The 20,302-nt window shown below is 70.1% G+C and carries 21 protein-coding genes; 10 read left to right on the top strand and 11 right to left on the bottom strand.

Translation table 11 applies throughout. From position 1 onward, the window contains the following. Positions 1–53 precede the first annotated feature (53 nt). A complete protein-coding gene (locus tag ACFC06_RS03320; RefSeq protein WP_375927382.1) occupies positions 54–1,007 on the bottom strand; it encodes a TauD/TfdA dioxygenase family protein in 954 nt (317 codons plus the stop codon). A gap of 61 nt (positions 1,008–1,068) precedes the next feature. Between ACFC06_RS03320 and ACFC06_RS03315 the strand changes: the two genes are divergently transcribed. Together ACFC06_RS03315 and ACFC06_RS03310 are read left to right on the top strand one after the other, a co-directional pair. Beyond that, positions 1,069–1,644, top strand: coding sequence for a helix-turn-helix domain-containing protein (locus ACFC06_RS03315; RefSeq protein ID WP_375927380.1), 576 nt, complete (start codon positions 1,069–1,071; stop codon positions 1,642–1,644). 32 nt (positions 1,645–1,676) lie between these two features. Further along, entirely contained in the window at positions 1,677–2,627 is a 951-nt protein-coding gene (locus tag ACFC06_RS03310) for a phosphotransferase family protein (protein WP_375927378.1), read from the top strand. Here the strand turns inward: ACFC06_RS03310 and ACFC06_RS03305 are convergent, their stop codons facing one another. After that, entirely contained in the window at positions 2,628–3,749 is a 1,122-nt protein-coding gene (locus ACFC06_RS03305; RefSeq protein WP_375927376.1) for an acyl-CoA dehydrogenase family protein, read from the bottom strand. A gap of 90 nt (positions 3,750–3,839) precedes the next feature. Between ACFC06_RS03305 and ACFC06_RS03300 the strand changes: the two genes are divergently transcribed. Continuing rightward, positions 3,840–4,538 carry a winged helix-turn-helix transcriptional regulator gene (locus tag ACFC06_RS03300; protein WP_375927374.1) on the top strand — a complete coding sequence of 233 codons (699 nt, stop codon included), beginning with the start codon at positions 3,840–3,842 and terminating at the stop codon, positions 4,536–4,538. A 3-nt stretch (positions 4,539–4,541) separates the two neighbouring features. On the opposite strand, the gene ACFC06_RS03295 is transcribed toward ACFC06_RS03300, so the two are convergent. Then, positions 4,542–5,099 carry a hypothetical protein gene (locus ACFC06_RS03295; protein WP_375927372.1) on the bottom strand — a complete coding sequence of 186 codons (558 nt, stop codon included), beginning with the start codon at positions 5,097–5,099 and terminating at the stop codon, positions 4,542–4,544. A 103-nt stretch (positions 5,100–5,202) separates the two neighbouring features. Between ACFC06_RS03295 and ACFC06_RS03290 the strand changes: the two genes are divergently transcribed. Together ACFC06_RS03290 and ACFC06_RS03285 are read left to right on the top strand one after the other, a co-directional pair. Beyond that, positions 5,203–5,442 carry a hypothetical protein gene (locus tag ACFC06_RS03290; RefSeq protein ID WP_375927370.1) on the top strand — a complete coding sequence of 80 codons (240 nt, stop codon included), beginning with the start codon at positions 5,203–5,205 and terminating at the stop codon, positions 5,440–5,442. Between the two features lie 63 nt (positions 5,443–5,505). Further along, positions 5,506–6,711 carry a site-specific integrase gene (locus tag ACFC06_RS03285; protein ID WP_375927368.1) on the top strand — a complete coding sequence of 402 codons (1,206 nt, stop codon included), beginning with the start codon at positions 5,506–5,508 and terminating at the stop codon, positions 6,709–6,711. Between the two features lie 34 nt (positions 6,712–6,745). Here ACFC06_RS03285 and ACFC06_RS03280 read toward each other — a convergent pair whose 3' ends face one another. Both ACFC06_RS03280 and ACFC06_RS03275 read right to left on the bottom strand, forming a co-directional pair. Next, positions 6,746–7,033 (bottom strand): hypothetical protein, encoded by a 288-nt coding sequence (locus ACFC06_RS03280; RefSeq protein ID WP_375927366.1) that lies wholly within the window; start codon positions 7,031–7,033, stop codon positions 6,746–6,748. Between the two features lie 169 nt (positions 7,034–7,202). After that, positions 7,203–7,685 carry a nitroreductase family deazaflavin-dependent oxidoreductase gene (locus tag ACFC06_RS03275; RefSeq protein WP_375927364.1) on the bottom strand — a complete coding sequence of 161 codons (483 nt, stop codon included), beginning with the start codon at positions 7,683–7,685 and terminating at the stop codon, positions 7,203–7,205. A gap of 294 nt (positions 7,686–7,979) precedes the next feature. On the opposite strand from ACFC06_RS03275, the gene ACFC06_RS03270 reads away from it, so the two are divergent. Next, positions 7,980–9,302, top strand: coding sequence for a family 1 glycosylhydrolase (locus ACFC06_RS03270; protein WP_375927362.1), 1,323 nt, complete (start codon positions 7,980–7,982; stop codon positions 9,300–9,302). Between the two features lie 47 nt (positions 9,303–9,349). After that, positions 9,350–10,072 carry a TetR/AcrR family transcriptional regulator gene (locus tag ACFC06_RS03265; RefSeq protein ID WP_375927360.1) on the top strand — a complete coding sequence of 241 codons (723 nt, stop codon included), beginning with the start codon at positions 9,350–9,352 and terminating at the stop codon, positions 10,070–10,072. A gap of 7 nt (positions 10,073–10,079) precedes the next feature. On the opposite strand, the gene ACFC06_RS03260 is transcribed toward ACFC06_RS03265, so the two are convergent. The 4 genes from ACFC06_RS03260 to ACFC06_RS03245 all read right to left on the bottom strand — a co-directional run bounded on the left by ACFC06_RS03260 (position 10,080) and on the right by ACFC06_RS03245 (position 13,385). Continuing rightward, a complete protein-coding gene (locus tag ACFC06_RS03260; RefSeq protein ID WP_375927358.1) occupies positions 10,080–11,078 on the bottom strand; it encodes a diiron oxygenase in 999 nt (332 codons plus the stop codon). Positions 11,079–11,207: 129 nt separating this feature from the next. Continuing rightward, entirely contained in the window at positions 11,208–11,801 is a 594-nt protein-coding gene (locus ACFC06_RS03255; protein ID WP_375927356.1) for a hypothetical protein, read from the bottom strand. Between the two features lie 113 nt (positions 11,802–11,914). Next, positions 11,915–12,652, bottom strand: a complete 738-nt coding sequence (locus ACFC06_RS03250) for a TetR/AcrR family transcriptional regulator (RefSeq protein ID WP_375927354.1) — start codon at positions 12,650–12,652, stop codon at positions 11,915–11,917. A 10-nt stretch (positions 12,653–12,662) separates the two neighbouring features. After that, complete coding sequence (locus ACFC06_RS03245) at positions 12,663–13,385, bottom strand: MerR family transcriptional regulator (RefSeq protein ID WP_375927352.1); 723 nt, start codon at positions 13,383–13,385, stop codon at positions 12,663–12,665. Positions 13,386–13,483: 98 nt separating this feature from the next. Here ACFC06_RS03245 and ACFC06_RS03240 point away from each other — a divergent pair, with 98 nt between their 5' ends. Continuing rightward, positions 13,484–15,211 carry a GMC oxidoreductase gene (locus ACFC06_RS03240; protein ID WP_375927350.1) on the top strand — a complete coding sequence of 576 codons (1,728 nt, stop codon included), beginning with the start codon at positions 13,484–13,486 and terminating at the stop codon, positions 15,209–15,211. Between the two features lie 145 nt (positions 15,212–15,356). Then, entirely contained in the window at positions 15,357–16,121 is a 765-nt protein-coding gene (locus ACFC06_RS03235; protein ID WP_375927348.1) for a hypothetical protein, read from the top strand. 85 nt (positions 16,122–16,206) lie between these two features. Here ACFC06_RS03235 and ACFC06_RS03230 read toward each other — a convergent pair whose 3' ends face one another. After that, complete coding sequence (locus ACFC06_RS03230) at positions 16,207–18,288, bottom strand: MMPL family transporter (protein ID WP_375935170.1); 2,082 nt, start codon at positions 18,286–18,288, stop codon at positions 16,207–16,209. Between the two features lie 92 nt (positions 18,289–18,380). Between ACFC06_RS03230 and ACFC06_RS03225 the strand changes: the two genes are divergently transcribed. After that, positions 18,381–18,887, top strand: coding sequence for a MarR family winged helix-turn-helix transcriptional regulator (locus ACFC06_RS03225; RefSeq protein WP_375927346.1), 507 nt, complete (start codon positions 18,381–18,383; stop codon positions 18,885–18,887). A gap of 7 nt (positions 18,888–18,894) precedes the next feature. On the opposite strand, the gene ACFC06_RS03220 is transcribed toward ACFC06_RS03225, so the two are convergent. Next, positions 18,895–20,280 (bottom strand): hypothetical protein, encoded by a 1,386-nt coding sequence (locus ACFC06_RS03220; protein ID WP_375927344.1) that lies wholly within the window; start codon positions 20,278–20,280, stop codon positions 18,895–18,897. Positions 20,281–20,302: the final 22 nt, after the last annotated feature.

Genomic DNA, 20,302 nt, shown 5'->3' with positions numbered 1-20,302 from the left:
CTGGATTCGCTTCGGTGCCCGGACCCTACCTCCGGGCACCGACACGTTCGGGATCAGCGGGTGGGGCGGGGTCCGGTGATGGAGGCGCGTTCGACGATGCGGCGTTGCGGCCAGTAGTCGCTGGCCGCGTAGTGCTGGACGGCGCGGTTGTCCCAGAACGCGACGGTGTCGGGGCGCCACTTCAGGCGGACCTGGTGTTCGGGGTAGTCGGCCTGGCGGGCCAGGCGGTCGATCAGGGCGCGGCTGCGTTCTTCGTCGTAGCCGACGATGCGGTCGGTGAAGATACGGTTCACATACAGGTGCCTGCGGCCCGTCGCGGCGTGGGTGGCGACCACCGGGTGCCGGACGGAGGGGTTCTGCTGGCGCATCGCGGCCTGCTGTTCCGGTGAGGCACGGAAGCCGAACGCGCGGGTGAAATCGTGGACGGCGTCGAGGGTGTCGATCTCGGCACGGGTGTCCTCGTCGAGCGAGTCGTAGGCCGCGTACATGTCCGCGAACAGGGTGTCGCCGCCGATCGGGGGGACCTCCACCGCGTGCAGGATCGCGCCCAGCGAGGGCCGTTCACGCCAGGTGACATCGTGATGCCACGCGTTCTCCACACCGACCATCTCCGAACCCTTCTCGAAGCGCACCAGCTCGGGCTGCTCGGCACTGGCCGCCAGCGCGGGATGGATCTCGAGGTCACCGAAACGCTGTGCGAAGCCGACGTGCTGGGCCGAGGTGAGCGGCTGGTCGCGGAAGAACAGCACCTTGTAGTCGTGCAGCGCCTGCCGCAACTCCTCGATGACCTCGCCCGGCTGGGTGACGGTCAGATCGATGCCGCTGATCTCCGCGCCGAGGGTGGCACCCACCTGCTGGGCGTCGAAATGCTGCCAGCGCAGCGCTGCCAGCCGCTCCCGCTCGGCGCGCAGATGCGAGAACGGGCCGACGGAGATGGAATACCCGGGCAGCGGAAACGGCCGCACGCTGGGGGCTTCCGGCGCTGCGACCGCGGTGGATTCGGACATTCGGCTCTCCTCGTCTCATGTAGTCGCATGACTACAAGTGCGTACGGACTACCGTAGTCACATGACTACACCCCCGACGACGAATCGAATCGACCCGATTCCAATTCCCACCGGCCGCGACGCCGTGCGCTCCGCACTGCTGCACCACGCCGCCGACCTGTTCGCCGAACGCGGACCCACCGCCACCTCGGTCCGCGACATCGCCGACCGCGCCCGCGTCAACCACGGCCTGGTCTTCCGCCACTTCGGCGCCAAGGAGAACCTCGTCGCCGCCGTCCTCGACCACCTCGGCGACCTGCACGGCCCCGACACCGACCTCACCGGAACCACCCCGACCGACCCCGACACCCGCAGGCACCTGACCGTCCTGGTCCGCTGCCTCCTCGACGGCTACCCCGTGGGCCGCCTGCAACAACGCTTCCCGATCATGACCGCACTCGTCGACCGTGCGGCCGCCACCGGCGCCGACGACCGCACCGCCGCCCTCGCCGCCGCCAATGCCGCCGCGCTGCTGGTCGGCTGGGAAATGCTCGGCCCCTTCCTGCGCGCCGCCACCGGCCTCGACGACCTGCCCGAAGACGAACTACGCCGTGACGTCACCGCCCGCGCCACCCGCATGCTCGACGAAAACCCCTAGCACCCGCCACCCCCGCATGACACCATCCCGGCATGCCCGCCGCCATGACCGCCGACCAGCTCGCCACCCGCACCGCACGCGCCGTCTCGGCCGCCGTCGCCGCGGGCCGCGAACACGGCCTGACCGTGCGCGACCCGGTCGTACTGCACGACATCTTCTCCGTCGTCGTACATCTGGCCCCGGCACCGGTCGTGGTGCGGGTGCCGACCGTGCTCGCACCGGGCAGCGACCTCGACGGACTCGCCCGCCGACAGCGCACCGAACTCGACGTGGTGCGCTGGCTCGACTCCCGCCACATCCCGGTGATCGCGCCGAGCCCGCTCGTCCCCGCCCAACCCGTCCGGCGCGACGGCTTCTCGATGACCTTCTGGCGCTACGTCGACCGCGATCCCGCCGCCGCACCGGACTACCTCCGCCACGCCGCCCTCGTCGCCGAGCTGCATCGCACCCTGCGCGACTACCCCGGCGAACTCCCGTTCCTGTCCGCCGCCGAACCCCACACGATCACCCCCTCCTACGACGCGCTCGCACAATCCCCCGACCTGCTGCCCGCCGAAGACCTCGCGCGCGCGCGACGCGAATGGCGACGACTCGAACCCCTCGTCACCTCCCGCGCCGCCTTCGACACCGAATTCCCCGGCACCGACCTGCAACCCCTCCACGGCGACGCCCCCGCCTACAACCTCGTCACCACCGTCGACGGCCCGCTCCACGCCGATTTCGAACTCGCCACCCTCGGCCCCGCCGAATGGGATCTCGCCGCCTTCGGACCCGAGGTGGCGGCGGCCTACGACACCGCCGCCGACCGCCTCGGCCTGCGCCGGCTCGACCCGCGCGTCCTGCGGTTCGTCGAGGCGGTCGGCACGGCCCGCACCATCGCCTGCCTGCCGCTGGTCGCCGAACAACCGATCCTCGGCGACGCACTGGCCCCCGCGATCGAGCACTGGCGCACCCAGCCCTTCGCCGGTGGACTGTTCGACTGATCAGCCCAGCGGGCCGTGCCCGAGCAGTACCCGGCCGCTGAAGCGGGTCTGCTTGGCCCGCGGCAGCGGATGGAACTGGCAGCCGTGCACATCGCGGTAGAGACGTTCCAGCTCGCAGGTCCGGGAATAGCCCGCCCCGCCGGTGGTTTCGATCGCCAGCCGGACCGTGGTGATCAACGCGTCCGCCGCGACGGTCTTGCGGCTCAACGTCCGCGACGCGTACTCCTCCGTGCTCGGGAACATCAGGTCGTCGGAATCACCGAACATCGCCGCGATCAGATCCGCGGCCGTGGTGTAGGCATTGAGCATCTCGCCAGCCGACTGCACGGTGTGCGGCTCCGAACGGCCCGCCAGCAGCCCCGCCGTCAACTCCACCGCGGCATCGGCCACACCGAGATAGGCCGCCAGCACCAGCGGCAACGCCGCCCCGATCACCACATTCAGCACCGGCGGCCACACCCCGGCCGGACGCACCATCGACACCGCCGCATCCGGGACGAACACCTCCTCCAGCACCACCGTGTGCGAACCGCTCGCACGCAAACCGAAAGCGTCCCAGGTCTTCTCGATCCGCACACCCGGCGCCGACATCGGAATCGCGCAGTGCAACACCTCGGCACCGCAGCGCACACTGGTCACCAGCACATCGCCGACCTCGCAGCCACTGGCCGGCGCCTTGCGCGCACCGACCCGATAGCCACCCTCGACCCGCACGGCCTCGCCGTTGGAATCGACCCAGTCCGAGGCGCCCGTACTCACCAGGATCGCCCCCGCGGCCACCTTCGCGAACACCGCCGAGGCATCGACACCGTGCTTGTGCCGCCACACCTGCGCGGCCACCAGATGCGAATGCATGGCGAAGGCCACCGCCGTCGACGGATCGTGTCGGCCCAGCTCGCGCAGGATCGCGCCCATCTCGGCATGGGAGGCACCACCGCCCCCGAACTCGACGGGCACCAGAGCCGCCGACAAACCGCTCGACCGCAACAGGTCGAACGCGGCGACCGAGATCTCGCCGGTGCGGTCCCGCTCGGGGACCTCGGGACGCAGGGATTCGCCGATCTCGCGGGCCAGGGCGACGCGGTCGACGACGGAGGTGGAGTCAGAAATTGTGGAAGTCATGTTTCGAACGTAGAAAGCGCCGCGATAACCAGATAGTCCAGAAAATGGACCCACCCGGTACAAGAAATAGACCCCGTCGACGAGGTGACCATGACAGACGCCACCGCAGCGTATGGCCAGTACTGCCCGATCTCCCGCGCGCTCGACGTGCTCGGCGAGCGCTGGTCACTGCTCATCCTGCGTGATCTGTTCGTCGGCACCACCCGCTTCAACGACCTGGCCCGCGGGCTACCGGGCCTGTCGCGCAGCCTGCTCGCCAAACGCCTGCGCCAATTCGAACGCGCGGGACTGCTCGAGAAGATCGGCACCGAGCACCTGCTCACCGAAGCGGGCAGCGCGCTCGAACCGATCCTGTTCGGCCTGGGCGAATGGGGCGCACGCTGGACCTTCGGCGCACCCCGCGAGGACGAACTCGACGCCACCCTGCTGGTGTGGTGGATGCACCAGCGCCTCGACACCACCGTCCTGCCCGGCCGCCGCCAGGTACTGCAGATCCGGTTCACCGACGACGTGCGCCGGTTCTGGATCGTCATCGAAGCGGGCATCCCGTCGGTCTGCGAAACCGACCCCGGCTACCCGGTCGACGTCACCGTGGTCGCCGATGTCGCCGGACTCTACGAGGTGTGGCTGGGCCGCATGCCACTCGTCCACGCCCAGCGCACCGGCCGCGTCCGGTTCCACGGCCTGCCCGCACTCACCCGCCGGATGCCCGCCGTCCTGCAGCTCAGCCCCGTCGCGGACTACGTGCGCGAGGCCGCCTCACCCGAACCGGCCGCCCGCGCGTCCTGACCCTCACCGGAGGTCATCGGCCTGCCCCTCGGCGATCCGCATCGCCCACCCGTACAGCCGCACCGGGTCACCCAGCGACGCGGCGGCCTCGGGCCGGGCCAGCACTCCGGCCGCGGCCGAGAGCAGGTCGAACAGGCCCAGATTCACCCAATCCCACAGCATGCTGTCGAAGTTGTAGGACAGCATCGCCCGCTCGACGTGCTGCCGGATCGCCACGATCTGCGCCGCCGACAGGCCCGCGCGCCGCAACCGCTGCTCGGTCGCCCGCTGGTGTTCCGGGTCGAAGGTCGTATCCAGGAAGGGTTCCAGCAGGTCGGACCACACATCGGGACGCCGGCGCACCGCGATCGCGTTGACGGTGCAGAACTCCACCAACTCCGCCTCGTCCACCCGCGGCAGGAACAGGGTCTCGCCGTGCACGGTCCGGACTTCCGGGGGCCAGCCGCGCGGATCGGCATCGCGGATCTCGGCGGCGGTCACCACGCCCTCGGGATACACGGACGCACCGGCGAAAGGGTAGTTCGCGTAGCGGATCTCACCATCGGCGAGGACGAACAGCATCGATCCATGATCGGTCAGAACCGCGCGGGGCAAAACGTGGCGGTCATCACTCCGGGGCCTATCATGTTGGCAACGGTCGCAATCAAAACGTTATGGTCTGGGCATGGTACGTACCGGAGCAGCAACCACCGACCCGGACGAACCGAATGTTCCTCTCCCCCAGCAGCATCCGGCACGTCTCGAACTAGTCGGCGATTCGCCCGACACCACCGAAGCCCCCACCGACACCGCCGACGACCATTTTCCGCGACTCGGCGACACCAGTTTCCTCACCACCGCCGCCCGGCACCGCCTCGCCGCCTACATCCACACCCAGCTCGCCGAACTCGCCGAAATGCCGTGACCACGGCGCCGACGACTACGATCGACACGTCATCGGCGGCACACTGATTCACCCAGGAGGGGCGTGGACGGCGACGCGGCGGTCGTAGTACCCGAACAGGTCCGCACCGAACTGCGCCGGGGAGTGCGCAGCGTCCTGGTCGACACCGCCGCCCTGCGCCTGGTCCGCGAACGATTCGACGACCAGCAGGCCGGCGCGCTGGGCCGCTACCTGGAAGCCTCGCAATCGGCCAACACCCTGCGCGCCTACCGCACCGACTGGATCGCCTGGGCGGGCTGGTGCCAGGCCGAACACCGGCAGGCCCTGCCCGCCGACCCACTCGACCTCGCCGTCTACCTGGCCGCCTGCGCCGACACCCGCCGCGACAACGGCAGCTGGGCCTTCAGCCCCGCGACCCTGGACCGCAAATCCGCCGCCGTGGCCGCCGTCCACGCCGCCAACGGCCTGCCCTCCCCGACGCGATCCGACGTCGTCCGGCTCACCCTGCGCGGCATCCGCCGCACCCGCCGCACGCCACCCACCCGCAAACGACCGGTCCTGCTGCACACCCTCGACCAGCTGCTCACCGCACTGCCCGCCCCCGGCTGGCCCACCGAACCCGCCCGCCGCCGCGACCGGCTCGCCCTGCTGATCGGCTTCGCGGGCGCGCTGCGCCGCAGTGAACTCGCCGGGCTGCGGATCAGCGACGTCCACGTGCGCACCGATCACACCACCGGCGAACCCCTGCTGATCGTGCACCTGCCCACCACCAAGACCGACCCCACCGGTGCCGCCGAACAGCGCGTCGCCCTGCCCCGCGGCACCCATCCCCGCACCTGCCCCGTCTGCGCCTACGCCGACTGGGTCCGGCTGCTCGAGATCCACGCCGCGGGCGGCGACCCCGCCACCCGCGCCTGGACCGGCGAGAACACCGCGACCGACCCCGCGATCCACCGCTGCCACGGCTTCACCGGCACGCCCCTGAGCGCCGAGCCGCACCGCCCGCTGCTCCCGACCGTCAACCGGCACGGCTCCATCGGCCCCACCGCCCTGTCCGGCCGCGCCGTCGCCGAACTCGTCAAACGCTATGCCGCCCGCGCGGGCCTGGACCCCGATCTCTTCTCCGGCCACTCCCTCCGTGCCGGCTTCGCCACCCAAGCTGCCCTCGGCGGCGCCAGCGACCGCGAAATCATGCGCCAGGGCCGCTGGGCCAACCCGCGCACCGTCCACGGCTACATCCGCACCGCCAACCCCCTCGACGACAACGCCGTCACCAAACTCGGCCTGTGAGCGGGTTCCGGTAGCAAGCGCCGAAGTAGGCCGTTCATCGGTTCGTGCCGATCGCGGTGTCGGTGCGCGCGGCGAAGGCGTCGAGCACCTCGATGTAGGCCGGCGGGACTTCGACTCCCAACACCAGCCCCTCGGCGGTGGTGGTGAGGTGGAAGATGAAGAACGAGCAGCAGCTACTCTCGCGGGCGGCCAGCTCCCGGGCCCGCTCTGCCGCGGCCGGGTCGAGGACGATCTCGAACCGGTCCGGGGCAGGGCGGCGGGTGGTGCGGGCACTGGTGGTGAACAACTCGTCGAACTCGGCAACCCGGAGAGGCTGCTCCACAGTGGGTAGCGTGCACGCGCCGGGCACCCAGTCGCCTTGAACCGGTGAAATCGTCATACTTCGAAGGTAATCCTGCACCCCGGCACAGGATGCAAGTCCTTGTCGCGGACTCAGGGTTCAGGACAGGGTGTCGCGCGCCGACGGCGACCGGCACCGGGCATTGAGCGATTCAGAGGATGCGGTCCAGGCGGAAGATGCGAAACTCGCGGCCGCCGGAGCGCTGGAACTCCATCTCGTAGCCGGGCCAGAACTCGACCACCAGGTCCCAGACGCGCTTGCGCTCCACACCGGTGATCTCGGTGACCGTCACCGGGAACGAGGCGCTGCCGTCGTAGCGGGCCGACGCGGTACGGGACGCGCGCAGGTTGGCCGACCAGGCCGGATGTTCGGGGCGGCCCCAGTTCGAGCCGACCAGGTAGAAGCCGTCGCCGTCGGGCACACACAGCAGCGAGGTCGTGCGCGGTTGACCCGACTTGCGCCCGACCACGGTGATCTCGATCGACGGCAGCCCGGCCAGATCGAGCACACCCCACCGGCCACCGCTGAGCCTGCGCAGCAACCGCTCGGTCGGCAAGACGACGCCGGCCCCACGCATCACCCACGGCTGTTCGGCGAACACCCGCGCGATGCCCGGCAAGGGATTCCACACCATCCTCGAATCCTGGCTCGAGCGAGCCCTCTACACCCACTCGCGGGGCGTTCCTGAGAGGCAACTCACCCCCTCTCCTCCTGAGCAAGGGCGTTGTGTAGGTGAGGACATGTCGAGAACTTGATGGCCTGGATGACAAATAGTGAAATACATAGGTAGATGCGCATATCTACGTAAGGCAATGTTATTCATGATCAATGACTCGATGACGCCGCGCCCGGGTTCCTCCCCCATTCCCCGCTGTCGATACCGCACACTGAAACGCACTCCCCCGCCCTTCGAACTGCCAGGAGTGTCATGCCCTCCCCCAGCGGTCGCCGCCTCCTCGCCACGGTCGCCCTGACCGCCGCGGCACTTCTCACCACCAGCACCTCCCCCGCTCTCGCCCGACCACCCGCGCCCGCGCAACTCGCCCCACTACCTCCCGAATTCCTCTGGGGTGTGGCCGCTTCCGGATTCCAGTCCGAAGGGGATGCGCCGGACAGCAATTGGCGCCGGTACGCGGAGTCCGGCGATACCGAGGATCCCTATCTGAACTCCGTGGACTTCCGCCACCGGTTCCGCTCCGACATCGCGCTCGCCGCCGACCTCGGGGTGCGGGTGTACCGCGTCGGCATCGAATGGGCCCGGGTACAGCCGCAACCGGGAGTCTGGGACGAGGACGGACTCGCCTTCTACGACGAGGTCGTCGCCGCGATCGTCGCCGCGGGCATGCGCCCGATGCTCACCCTCGACCACTGGGTCTATCCCGGCTGGGCCGCCGATCGGGGCGGCTGGCGCGACCCGGAGATGGTGGCGAACTGGCTGAGCAACGCCCGCCGCGTGGTCGACCGCTTCGCCGGCACCGACCCGCTGTGGGTGAGCTTCAACGAGCCGAGCATGTATCTGGTCAACGAACTGCGCCACGGCGGCATCGGCCCGGCCGACCTGCCGGTGATGGCCGAGCGGATCGCCCAGGCGCACAACAGCATCTACGACCACATCCACGCGGTGCAGCCGGGTGCGCTGGTCACCAGCAATGTCGCCTACATCCCGGCGGTCGACGACGCGATCAGCGGCGCGCTGCTGGATCGGATGGCATCGCGGCTGGACTACATCGGCATCGACTACTACTACGGCTTCTCCCCCACCGACCTGCGGGTGCCCGATCTCGACCGGCTCTGGACCCTGCCGTTGCAGGCCGAAGGCATCTACTACGCCCTCGACCACTACGCGCGCCGGTTCCCCGGCAAGCCGCTCTACATCGTCGAGAACGGCATCCCCACCGAGAACGGCCTGCCCCGCGCCGACGGCTACACCAGGGCGGACTCGCTGCGCGACACGGTGTACTGGCTGCAGCGGGCGGTGGCCGACGGCATCCCGCTGATCGGCTACAACTACTGGAGTCTCACCGACAACTACGAATGGGGTTCCTACACACCGCGTTTCGGCCTGTACACGGTCGACGTGCTGACCGACCCGACCCTGACCCGCAGGCCCACCGACGCGGTCGCGGCCTACCGGGAGATCACCGCGGCCGACGGCGTCGCCCCCGGCTACCGGCCCACCCGACCGGTGGCGGCGTGCTCGCTGGTGGACGCGCCGTACAGCTGCACCGACCCGGTGACCGTCCCCGGCTGACGCCGATCGCGAATTCGGCGGCGCGCGTGTCCTCTACACTCGGGCGGATGTCGAGCGCAACGTCACGCCCGTCCAGTGCCGTGAGTGGCAGGCAAGCCCGGTGGCAACCGCACAACGACAGCCGCCGCGAGCGCATCGTGCTGTCGGCCATCGAGTTGCTCGAGCAGACTCCGGCGGGCGGTGAGGTGTCGATCGTGCAGATCGCCGAGAACGCCGGGCTGGCCAAGTCGGTGGTCTACCGCCAGTTCGCCGGGCGCGACGAACTGGACCGGCGCATCCGCAGCGAGATCGCCGAACGCTTCGCCGCCGACATCGAGGACGCCCTCGACATCGGCGACGGTTCGATCCATCAGATCCTGGTGCGCACCGTCGGCGGCGTGGTCACCTGGATCCAGGATCACCCCCGCCTGCACGAGTTCCTGCGCACCGGGCCCTCGGAGACCGAGCCCGACGTCGACGCGATGACCGCCCTCATCGCGTCCATCGCGGCCTCGACCCGGGCCCTGGTCACCGGTCTGGCCGGGGTGGTGGGTGTGGCCGACGACGGCTCGGCCGACACGATGACCTTCGCCATCGTGTCGATGACCGAGGCCACCGTCACCCGCTGGGCGGTCGACCCCGATCCGGCACTGACCCGCGAACAGCTCATCGACGAGGTCGCCGACTACGCGTGGCACGTCGTCGACGGCGTTGCCCGGCGTCACGGGCTCACCCTCGACGCCGAGCAACCGCTCACCACGGTCCTCAATCAGCTGATGTCGGGCACCTGACCCGCGCTCAGGCCGCGCGGCGTCCGTGCCGTTCGGGCTCACTGCGGTAGCGCGAAGCCGGACCGCCGACCCCGAGCGCGTTCCACAGCCGCTTGGCAACCGGATTCATCAGGCCCAGGTCGTCGGCGAGCTTGCGCATGTCACCGAAGTAGCCCGACAGGATCCGCCGCGAGTGCTCGGACTTCCAGAACGCCTGCTCGATCACCTCGCGCGGAATATCGAACTCGCGCGCGAACGAGCGCGGCGGCGCCATGATCTCCCCGGCCAGCCAGCGCATGGCGATCGGGAACGCCACCGAACAGGCACCCCGGTTGAACTTGCCCATGCGGGCCACGTGCACCGCGAGGAACTCTCCGGCGAAGGAGATGTGCCTGGCCTCCTCGGCGATGTGGATCTGCATGGTGCGCAACACCATCGGGGGCATCCGCTCGCCCTCGCGGATCACCGCCTTCTGGTAGTGATCGATGGGTTCCTCACCACCGAGGATGCCGATGAACAGGATGGCGTAGGCATAGCCGCCCGCCACGCCGATCAGCGGGGACAGCGCCCGGAACAGCGGCCGCATGCCGGGCACGTCCACGCCGATGCGGTTCACCAGCTCCTGGAACATCTGGATGTGGTTGCACTCTTCGGTCATCTCGTGCATGCAGTAGCGGAATTCCGGCGAGCCGTTGGGCAGCTTCATCGCGTACTGCATCATGCCGCGGATGAGGATGCTCTCGAAGGCGGCGCCGACCTTGATCGCGTTGGCGGTGCGCCACTTGCCGATCGCGATCTGCCGCTCGAGCGGCTGATCGCGGTACCACTGGGTGGCGCCCAGCGGGTCGACGTCGGGGGACAGTGCCCACCGCGGGTCGTCCGGGTCGATGGCGAGCTCGGGCGAGTCCCAATCGATGTCGAGGTAGGGATCGAAATGCCGGTCCACCGACCCCTGGGACAGGGTCGCCAGCGCATCTCGGTACTCCTCGGTGATGAGTCCGCCGCGGCTCGATTCGGTCAGCGTCATCGGTGCCTCCTCGGTTCGCGTCCGGCGGGCGCGCTGTTAGCGCCGTCACACCGGTACCACCGAGAATAACTGAGACTTTGGGTCCCAGACAACCCCTGGCGCCCGGCGAGTCCACATCGAGACGAGCGGCTACTCGACGAGCAGAACCACCAGCTGACGGGCCATTTCGACATCACCGGGCCCACCGAGCCAGATCAGGGGGCGCCGCGGATCGAGCCGGTCCAGCGCGTCGGTCAGGGACCCGAAGACGCGGTCGGCCCGCACCACGCACACCTGCGGCACCGCTTCCGAGACGGCGGGCGCGCCGTCGACCTCCAGTGCCAGCGAGCCGCTGGAGGCGTCCCCCGCGACCGCGTCGCGCACCACCGCGTCACCGGTGCTCGCCGAGGCCGCGCCGCCGTGCACCACCTGGTGCCCCGGCGCGCTCGCCCAGTGGTCCAGCCAGGCCGGACCGGGTTCCACGGCGGCCAGCACCGAGGTGACGCTCATCCCGTAGAGCACATCGGCCACCGCGGCGGGCAGGCCGGCCAGGTCGACGGTGCGGACCAGCGATCCGTACTCGCGCAGGCGGTCGGCGAAGCGGGCCAGCACCGCGGCGCGTTCGGCCGGGTCGACCGCGGGGGCGGCGCCGGAGGAGCGCCGCATGGGCACCCGGCGCGCGTCGTCGGGTAGGTCGAGCAGCCCGTCGCGGACGCGGCGCAAGATCTCCTCGCGAGAATTCACTCGGGCACTCCCGTTCGTTGGCGACCGCTGTCGCCGGTCCTACATTCCTCTCCCCACATACCGCGGGAACTACCTCTCCCGCTACCGTACCGATCGGTCCGCTCGATCCGGAATCACGTCGCCGGTACCGGCCGGGCGGCCGCGTCGGCGCGGAATCCGAGCAGGTGGCACAGCTGATCGACCTGCTGCTCGAACACCTCGGCGCGGTCGGCGAAGGTGTCGGCGCCGTACATGTCGAACACGTCGAAATTCACGGCGCCGAACAGCGTCGTCCAGGCGGTGAGCGCGGCGGTCATCAGCCCGTCGGGCACGGTCAGACCGAACTGCGCGCGGATGGTGGCGAAATCGGCGGCCGTGCGCGGTGACAGCGCCGGTGCGGGCGCGGGCGGAGTGAGCAGGCCCGCGCGGTGGGCGTCGTCGATGATGGTCAGCAGCGCGCCGATCACCCGGATGCCGGGGGCGACGGTGTCCTCCGACGGCGCGGCGTAACCGGGAACCGGGGAGCCGTAGAGCAGGCCGTACCACGCCGGTTCGGCCAGTGCCCAGGCCCGCACCGCGCGCGCGGCGATGCGGAAGCGGTCGGCCGGGTCGGCGGGAGCCTCGGCCACAGCGGCGTCGACGGCGTCGCCGAGGGCGTTGTATCCGTCGACGACGAGCAGGGTCAGCAGGTCGTCGCGGCTGCGCACGTACCGGTAGATCGCCGAGGAGACCATGCCCAGGTCCCGGGCCACCGCGCGCAGCGACAGCGCCGCGGCGCCCTCGGAGGCCAGGTGCTCGCGGCCGACCCGCTTGATGTCGGCGATCGTCTGGGCGCGAGCGCGGGCGCGGGGGCCGGGACTGTCGGAACTCATCCCCCGATCATCACCCACCGGCGGCACCGGACAGATCGCGGCGCCCGATCGTGTCGTCCTCGCCCGCGGCCCGCTGGATCTCGGCGGCGAAGGTGGCGCCCGCGACGCCCCAGGCCATGGCGAGCAACCGGTCGCGGAAGCGGTCCAGGTCGACCGCGACTCCCTCGCCGCCGTAGCCACCCGCGCCCGCCGCGTCGCGCACGGTGCGCACCACGTCGTCGGCCAGGGTCGCGAGCCTGCCGTGGATCAGGGTGCGCAGCACGCCGCTGAGCGCGATGTCGATGCCGACGTCGTAGAGCACCAGCGCGGCCTCGAGCATGGTGCGGTCGTGCACGAGCCAGCGGTCACCGCGGCGTTCGAGATAGCCGGCGGCGACGAGTTCGGTGAGCACGTCACCGTCGCGGTCGACCAGCAGCGCCACCAGTTCGAGGTCGTCGATGGAGGCCGCGTGCGCCTCGGCGGGACCGACCCGGGGATCGAACAGCGAGCGCCAGTCGCCGGTGGCGCCGGCCTGGGGTTCGGCGTCGAACACCTCGCGGATCGCCTCCAGGCGCAGCCCGCGCGCCTGCATGGCGACGATGTCGCGCAGGCGGTCCAGATGTTCGGCGGTGTACACCACTTCCTTGCCCGCACGGCCGGGTTTGGGCAGCAGACCCAGGGAGTGGTAGTAGCGGATCGTGCGCGCCGCGACGCCGCTGATCTCGGCGAGTTGGGCGCGGGTGTATCGGGGCACGCGACCAGCATAGAGCGCAGGGTTACCTACGTTGACAGTCCACACTGTCGCCGTTAGCGTTACCGGCGTCACTGTTGACACGACCGAGGAGCTCCTCTATGTCCGAGCGGACCACCGATTTCGACGTCTTGATCGTCGGTTCAGGATTCGGTGGCAGTGTCACCGCGCTGCGACTGGTCGAAAAGGGCTACCGGGTCGGCATTCTCGAGGCGGGCCGCCGCTTCGAAGACGACGAACTGCCCAAGACCAGCTGGGATCTGCGCAAGTTCATCTGGGCGCCCAAGCTGGGCTGTTTCGGCATCCAGCGCATCCATCCGCTGCGCGATGTGCTCATCCTCGGCGGTGCCGGGGTCGGCGGTGGTTCGCTGAACTACGCCAACACCCTCTACGTGCCGCCGGAGCCGTTCTTCCGCGACGCCCAGTGGCGCGACATCACCGACTGGCGCGAAGAGCTCACCCCGTACTACGAGCGCGCGAAGAAGATGCTCGGAGTCGTGCAGAACCCGCACATGACACCCGCCGACGAGATCTTCAAGTCCGTCGCCGAGGACATGGGCGTCGGCGACACCTTCGTGCAGACCCCGGTCGGTGTGTTCTTCGGCGAGCCCGGCAAGACCGTGTCCGACCCGTACTTCGGCGGCGTCGGCCCGCAGCGCACCGGCTGCGTCGAGTGCGGTGACTGCATGGTCGGCTGCAAGTTCGGCGCCAAGAACACCCTGGTGAAGAACTACCTGTACCTGGCCGAACAGGCCGGGGCACAGGTGATCCCGATGACCACGGTGACCGCGCTGCGCCCGCTGCCCGACGGCTCGTGGGATGTCGCGACAGAGCGCACCGGCGCCTGGGTCCGCAAGGACCCCAAGACCTACACGGCCAAGCAGGTCGTGCTGGCCGCGGGCACGCTCGGTACGCAGAAGCTGCTGCACGCCATGCGTGACGAGGGTGCGCTGCCGAACATCTCCGACAAGCTGGGTCTGCTGACCCGCACCAACTCCGAGTCCATCGTCGGCGCGGCGACCAAGACCCTCGCGCCCGGCCAGGACTTCACCAAGGGCGTGGCGATCACCTCCTCGATCCACCCCACCCCCGACACCCACGTCGAGCCGGTGCGCTACGGCAAGGGCTCCAACGCGATGGGCCTGATGCAGACGCTCATGGTCGACGGCGGCGGCAAGATCCCGCGCTGGCTGCGCTTCCTGGGCATCGTGCTGCTGCACCCGCTGCTGATGCTGCGTTTCCTGAGCGTGAAGAACTGGAGCGAGCGCACCATCATCTCGCTGGTGATGCAGCACCTGGACAACTCGATCACCACCTACACCAAGCGCGGGCTGTTCGGGCGGCGCAAGCTGACCTCCAAACAGGGCCACGGCGAACCGAATCCGACCTGGATCCCGGCGGGCAACGATGTCACCCGCCGGGTGGCGGAGAAGATCGGCGGTGTCGCGGGCGGCACCTGGGGTGAGGTGTTCAATGTTCCGCTCACCGCGCACTTCCTGGGCGGTGCGGCCATCGGCGCCGATCGTGAACACGGCGTGATCGACGCCTACCACCGCGTGTTCGGGTACCCGACGCTGAGCGTGGTCGACGGTGCGGCCGTGTCGGCGAACCTGGGCGTCAACCCGTCGCTGACCATCACCGCGCAGGCCGAGCGCGCCGCCGCGTACTGGCCCAACAAGGGCGAGGTGGACACCCGTCCCGAGCAGAGCGCCGGGTACACCCGGATCGCACCGGTCGCCCCGGTGCAGCCGGTGGTGCCCGAGGGCGCGCCCGCGGCGCTGGTGCTGCCGATCGTGGAGATCCGCAGCACGGAGAAGTCGGCGGGCTGACCCCACCGAAGGCCCCAGATCGGGATCCAGTGCCTCAGCAAACCCTCGTCGCGAGAGGTGGCTACCTCCAGTTCATCAGAGGTGCTTCTTTGCAGAAGGCAACGAGTCGAGCCAGGGCCTGGGATATCGACGGGCGATAGCCACGATGACGCGTAATTCCGACCGAAACGACCTTCCCGACGGGCCGCCGATCCGGCGGGTCTTCCGGGAGGTCATCGGCGATCGCCTGACAGACCCGCGCCCACCGCAGGCGGCGATGTTGTTCCAGTCCTCGGTCGATCCGTTCTGGACCGACGATCGGTTCTTCCTCGCAGACTTCTACAGCGAGATCCTCCATCAGGACACCTGCTTGCCCTATACCGCCGACGGCGTCCCGCTACTGGCGGCGTTGGCCATAGACGACCGCGTGCCACCACAGCAGCGTTTCCGGGTGATCAGCCTGCTGTTCGACATCGCCACCGTCACGGACCGCCACGTGGCTGAATACTGGCCCGGCACAACACCCTACGCGGATCCTGGGAACGAGAACCAAGCCCGCGAAGCGGTCCGATCCTGCACCCCGGACCTGCTCGCCCGATGGGCATCCGAACGCCCGGCCGTCCGCTTGGCACTCGCAGCCCTCGCCGTGGTGTTCCCCACCGCCCGAACGCTGCCCGCCTTGACCCCGCGCCTCGAGTGTTTTGTCGGGCAACACCCACAGGGCACCGACATCGGCGACTACGTGCGCTTCGTTCTGGTACTGGCCGCCGGGGACAGTGCCCGAACCCTCACTGCCGTCGAATCGCTCACCACCGCCGCCTGGGCGGGCACCCCTCGCGCAGCGCCGACATCAGCCCGATCTGCCCACCTACTCGGCCAGATGCTCAACCGGGTCGGAATGGAACTCAGGCCGTTTTCACAAACGTCCTGAACTGCCGCATACCGTGCTACAGCCGTCGGCCAGATTCGGCCGTAGGGTGCCCGGGCCCGACCCTGTTCACGATCCGGCCCGGATGTCAGACGCTCGTGTCCGTCGCAGGCCCTCCCGGTTTCGTAGGCCACCACACCTTGTCGCCCAGCAACGCGAACAGGGCCGGAACCACCAGCGTGCGGACCACGAAGGTGTCGAGCAGGATGCCGAGGCCGACCACGATGCCCAGTTGCGTCAGCGTGATCAGCGGCAGCACGCCGAGCACACAGAACACCGCGGCCAGAACCACGCCCGCGCTGGTGATCACCGCGCCGGTCGAGGCGACCGCGCGCACCATGCCCCGGGTGGTGCCGTGGGTGGCCGCCTCCTCACGCGCCCTGGTCACCAGGAAGATCGTGTAGTCCACGCCGAGGGCGACCAGGAACAGGAACCCGAACAGCGGCACATTCGTGTCCAGCGCCGGGAAACCGAAGACCGCGCTGCTCATCCAGCTGCCCGCCCCGAGCGCGGCGAGGGCACTGAGCACGGTCACGCCGACCAGCAGCAGCGCGGCCGGGACAGCCCGCAACAGCACGAGCAGCACCAGCAGCACGACCGCCAGGATCAGCGGGATGACCAGCGCCTGGTCGCGCTGTGCGGCGTCACGGATATCGAGGGCCTCGGCGTCGGACCCACCGACCAGCGCCGCCGCCCCCGGGACCGGCGCCAGTGCGCTGCGGATCGCCTCGACGGTCGAGAACGCCTCCGCCGAACCGGGTTCTGCCTCCAGCACCACCGACCAGCGGGTGGTGCCGCTGCCGGAGACGCCGTTCACCGTCGCCCGCGAGACGCCGGGCACCTCGTCGAGCTGGTGCTGGACCGCGTCGGTGGTCGCGGTGCTCGCGATCACCACGGCCGGATCGGCGGTGCCGGAGGGGAAGTGCTCGGCCATGGTGCGCAACCCGTCGACGGATTCGGCCTCGACCCGGAACTGCTCGGTGCGCGAGAGACCGATATCGGTGGTGGCCAGCCCGGTCGCGAAGATCAACAGCACTGCCCCGGCGGCACCGGCGACCACGGCCGGACGGCGCACCACGCGCGTGGCCACGGCCGCCCACACGCCGTGCTCGGCGGGATCCTCGCCGTCGGCGGCGGGGACGAACGGCCAGAAGACCCGGCGCCCACACAGCGCGAGGGCGGGTGGCAGGGCGGTGAGGACGAAGATCAGGGCCACGACGAGTCCGGCCGCGGCGAAGGCACCGAGGCTGCGGGTATTGGGCAGCAGCGCGAGCAGCAGCGTCAGCAGGGCGAGGACGACGGTGATATTGCTGGCCACGATGGCGGGCGCGGCGTGGCGGACCGCGGCGCGCAGGGCCAGGCGGTGGTCGGTGTGGCGGTGCAGCTCGTCGCGATAGCGCGAGACCAGCAGCAGCGCGTAGTTGGTTCCGGCGCCGAACACCAGGACGCTGGTGATGCCCGCGGTCGAGCCGTCGAAGGTCAGGCCGGTCAGCCCGGCCAGGGCGGTGCCGACGCTGGTCGCCACGCGATCGGCCAGCCCGACCACCGTCAGCGGGACCAGCCACAGCACCGGGGACCGGTAGGTGAGGATCAGCAGCGCCATCACCACCAGCGCGGTCACGATCAGCAGCAGGGTGTTGGCGCCGGAGAACGAGTCGGCGATATCGGCGCCGAAGGCCGGTCCGCCGGTCACCTGCACGCGCAGGTCGGCGGGCAGATCGGTGGTGACGGCGGTGCGCAGCGCGTCGATGCGGTCGGTGAGAGCGAATCCGTTGAGCTCGGCGGAGATCGGGATCGGAGCCAGCGCGGCGCGGCCGTCGGGGGCGGGCACGACACGCGGTCCGTCGCTCGCGGGAACACCCGCGCGGTCGAGGGCAGCATCGAGGGCCACGAGATCGGGCGCGGTCAGGGCGGCGTCGTCGGTGCGGGTCGCGACCAGGATCGCGGCCGACTCCCCCGCGTTCGGGAACTGGTCCTTCGCCGCAGCCGCCCTGGCCGATTCCGCCGACGACGGCAGCGAAACCGGCGCCTGCCCCGCACTGTCGTTGCCGCCCGCCAGCGCCATGACGGCCAGCGCCGCCAGCACCACGGCCAGCAGCACCGCCCACGATCGCCGACCGGTGACCAGCCGGGCGAACCGGTCCCAGCCCTGTTCCTCGTTCACTCGCATCACGCGCTGAACTATTTCAGATACTTAACTACACGGCAATGTCCGGACGGTCACCGGTTAAGCTCACAGCTGGAAGCGAGAGGAGGCAGCGGGTGGACGCCGCGAACACCGAGCCGGACGGCCGGACGGAACTGGAAATCGGGATCGCCCGCGATCTACGCGCACTGACCGCGATCTCCGAACAGATCGGGCACGTCTTCGCCCGCTCGAATACCCTGCGCCCCAACGATTTCCGTGCGCTGATGCACATCGCGACCGCCGAGGCGGAGGGAGCGCCGCTCACGGCGGGACAGCTCAGCAAGCTCATGGGCGTGTCCGCGCCCGCGGTCACCTACCTGGTCGAGCGCATGATCGAGTCCGGGCACCTGGCCCGCGTCCCCGACACCACCGACCGGCGCCGGGTCCACCTCGGCTACACCGAGCACGGCATGGCGGTGGCCGCCGGGTTCTTCGGTCCGCTCAGCGCGCGCACCCGCGCCGCCCTGGCCGACCTACCCGACGCCGACCTGGCCGCCGCCCATCGGGTGTTCGCCGGAATCACCACGGCGCTGCGCGAGTTCTACGCCGAGCTACCGGAATCGGGCAGCTCGGCGGAGTAGTTCCCGGCTACACCAGGCGCAGGCTGTCGATCATCGCCCTGGCCTGTTCTCGCGGCAGTTCGCCGGTGGTGCCGCGGTCGATGAGGATGGCCAGCGCCAGTGTGGCGCCCGCGGCGTTCTTGAAGGCGAAGGAGTAGACGGAGTAGGCGTTGGCGGTGCAGCCCGGTGCCGAGGGGGCCCACGGGCCGCCGCCCTCCACGAACTGCCCCACGACGCCGCTGGCGGTGGTCAGCGCGGTGGGCACGGTGCGGCCGTGGTGGGTCGAGCTCGAGTACCCGCCTTCGGCGGCGATGGTCGCGGCCTCGGTCGCGGCCGTCGCCAGGTCGGTCTCGTCGACGGTGGTGACACCGGCCAGTCCCCGGTATGCCGAGCCGGGGCAGTAGTTCTCGCCGTCGTAGCTGCGGCCGCGCCCGGAGATGCTGCCGGTGATGCTGTAGAAGTCCATGGTGTCCGCGGCCGAGGAGATCGACCAGCTCGCGGGCACGTCGTAGGCGACGCGGTAGGTGGGGATGAGGACGCCCTGTGACCCCGGTGAGACCGGCGCGGTGGTGGTGCCCGACAGCGGCGCGGTGGTGGGCACCGTGGTGGGCGCGGCGACGGTGGTCTTGTCGGGTTCCTTGCTGCCGACGACGACCGCGACGGTGACCACCACGACCAGCGCCACCACCACACCGACGACCGCGACGATCACCCCCGTGTTGCTCTTGCGGGGTGGCTGCTGCGCATAGCCGTAGGGCTGCTGCCCGTAGGGCGCGCCGAACTGCTGCGGGTACTGCCCTCCCTGCTGCGGATACCCACCCTGGTACCCCGGATTGCCGTATGCCGCAGGCGCATTCGGGTCGGCGTACCCCGGTGTGGGCTGCGCGAACTGCCCCGAACCTCCCGGAGCCATGGGCTGCGGCACTTGCCCCGCACCGTAGAGGACCGTCGAATTCGCCCCTGGCTGCTCGGGCGGCGGGAAGCCCGGTTGGGCGAACTGTCCCGAACCCGCAGGCGGCGGGGCCATCGGCTGCGGAGCTTGCCCTGCGCCGTAGAGCACGGTCGAATTGGCGCCGGGCTGGTCACCAGCTGGTGGCGGGAACCCGGGCTGGGCGAACTGCCCGGACCCGGCGGGCGGCGGAGCCGTCGGCTGCGGTGCCTGCCCGGCACCGTAGAGCACCGTCGAATTCGCACCGGGCTGCTCGCCCGTCGGCGGCGGGAAACCGGGTTGGGCGAACTGCCCGGACCCGGGCGGAGTCGTGGGCTGTGGAGCCTGGCCTGCGTCGTACAGGACAGTCGAATTCGCGCCGGAGGGCGGGGTGCCGGGCGGGCCGGGAGGGGTGCCCGGTTGCTGGTCCGGTGGCGGCTCCGAGAATCCGGGCGCTTCCCACCACCGATCGACATTGTCTGCCACGAGCTGTCCCTCCTCATCACCT

Source organism: Nocardia sp. NPDC056064, assembly GCF_042266925.1.
Taxonomy (GTDB): domain Bacteria; phylum Actinomycetota; class Actinomycetes; order Mycobacteriales; family Mycobacteriaceae; genus Nocardia.
Note: the sequence above shows the minus strand (reverse complement) of the source record. Positions and strands in the feature narration are given on the sequence as shown.

Excerpts from the sequence above, each read along its gene's own strand:
- ACFC06_RS03300 (WP_375927374.1), top strand. The coding sequence starts at position 3,840 with ATGACAGACGCCACCGCAGCGTATGGCCAGTACTGCCCGATCTCCCGC.
- ACFC06_RS03235 (WP_375927348.1), top strand. The coding sequence starts at position 15,357 with ATGACGCGTAATTCCGACCGAAACGACCTTCCCGACGGGCCGCCGATC.
- ACFC06_RS03250 (WP_375927354.1), bottom strand. The coding sequence starts at position 12,652 with ATGAGTTCCGACAGTCCCGGCCCCCGCGCCCGCGCTCGCGCCCAGACG.
- ACFC06_RS03305 (WP_375927376.1), bottom strand. The coding sequence starts at position 3,749 with ATGACTTCCACAATTTCTGACTCCACCTCCGTCGTCGACCGCGTCGCC.
- ACFC06_RS03230 (WP_375935170.1), bottom strand. The coding sequence starts at position 18,288 with ATGCGAGTGAACGAGGAACAGGGCTGGGACCGGTTCGCCCGGCTGGTC.
- ACFC06_RS03240 (WP_375927350.1), top strand. The coding sequence starts at position 13,484 with ATGTCCGAGCGGACCACCGATTTCGACGTCTTGATCGTCGGTTCAGGA.
- ACFC06_RS03270 (WP_375927362.1), top strand. The coding sequence starts at position 7,980 with ATGCCCTCCCCCAGCGGTCGCCGCCTCCTCGCCACGGTCGCCCTGACC.
- ACFC06_RS03320 (WP_375927382.1), bottom strand. The coding sequence starts at position 1,007 with ATGTCCGAATCCACCGCGGTCGCAGCGCCGGAAGCCCCCAGCGTGCGG.
- ACFC06_RS03295 (WP_375927372.1), bottom strand. The coding sequence starts at position 5,099 with ATGCTGTTCGTCCTCGCCGATGGTGAGATCCGCTACGCGAACTACCCT.
- ACFC06_RS03315 (WP_375927380.1), top strand. The coding sequence starts at position 1,069 with ATGACTACACCCCCGACGACGAATCGAATCGACCCGATTCCAATTCCC.
- ACFC06_RS03310 (WP_375927378.1), top strand. The coding sequence starts at position 1,677 with ATGCCCGCCGCCATGACCGCCGACCAGCTCGCCACCCGCACCGCACGC.
- ACFC06_RS03265 (WP_375927360.1), top strand. The coding sequence starts at position 9,350 with ATGTCGAGCGCAACGTCACGCCCGTCCAGTGCCGTGAGTGGCAGGCAA.
- ACFC06_RS03290 (WP_375927370.1), top strand. The coding sequence starts at position 5,203 with ATGGTACGTACCGGAGCAGCAACCACCGACCCGGACGAACCGAATGTT.
- ACFC06_RS03275 (WP_375927364.1), bottom strand. The coding sequence starts at position 7,685 with ATGGTGTGGAATCCCTTGCCGGGCATCGCGCGGGTGTTCGCCGAACAG.
- ACFC06_RS03260 (WP_375927358.1), bottom strand. The coding sequence starts at position 11,078 with ATGACGCTGACCGAATCGAGCCGCGGCGGACTCATCACCGAGGAGTAC.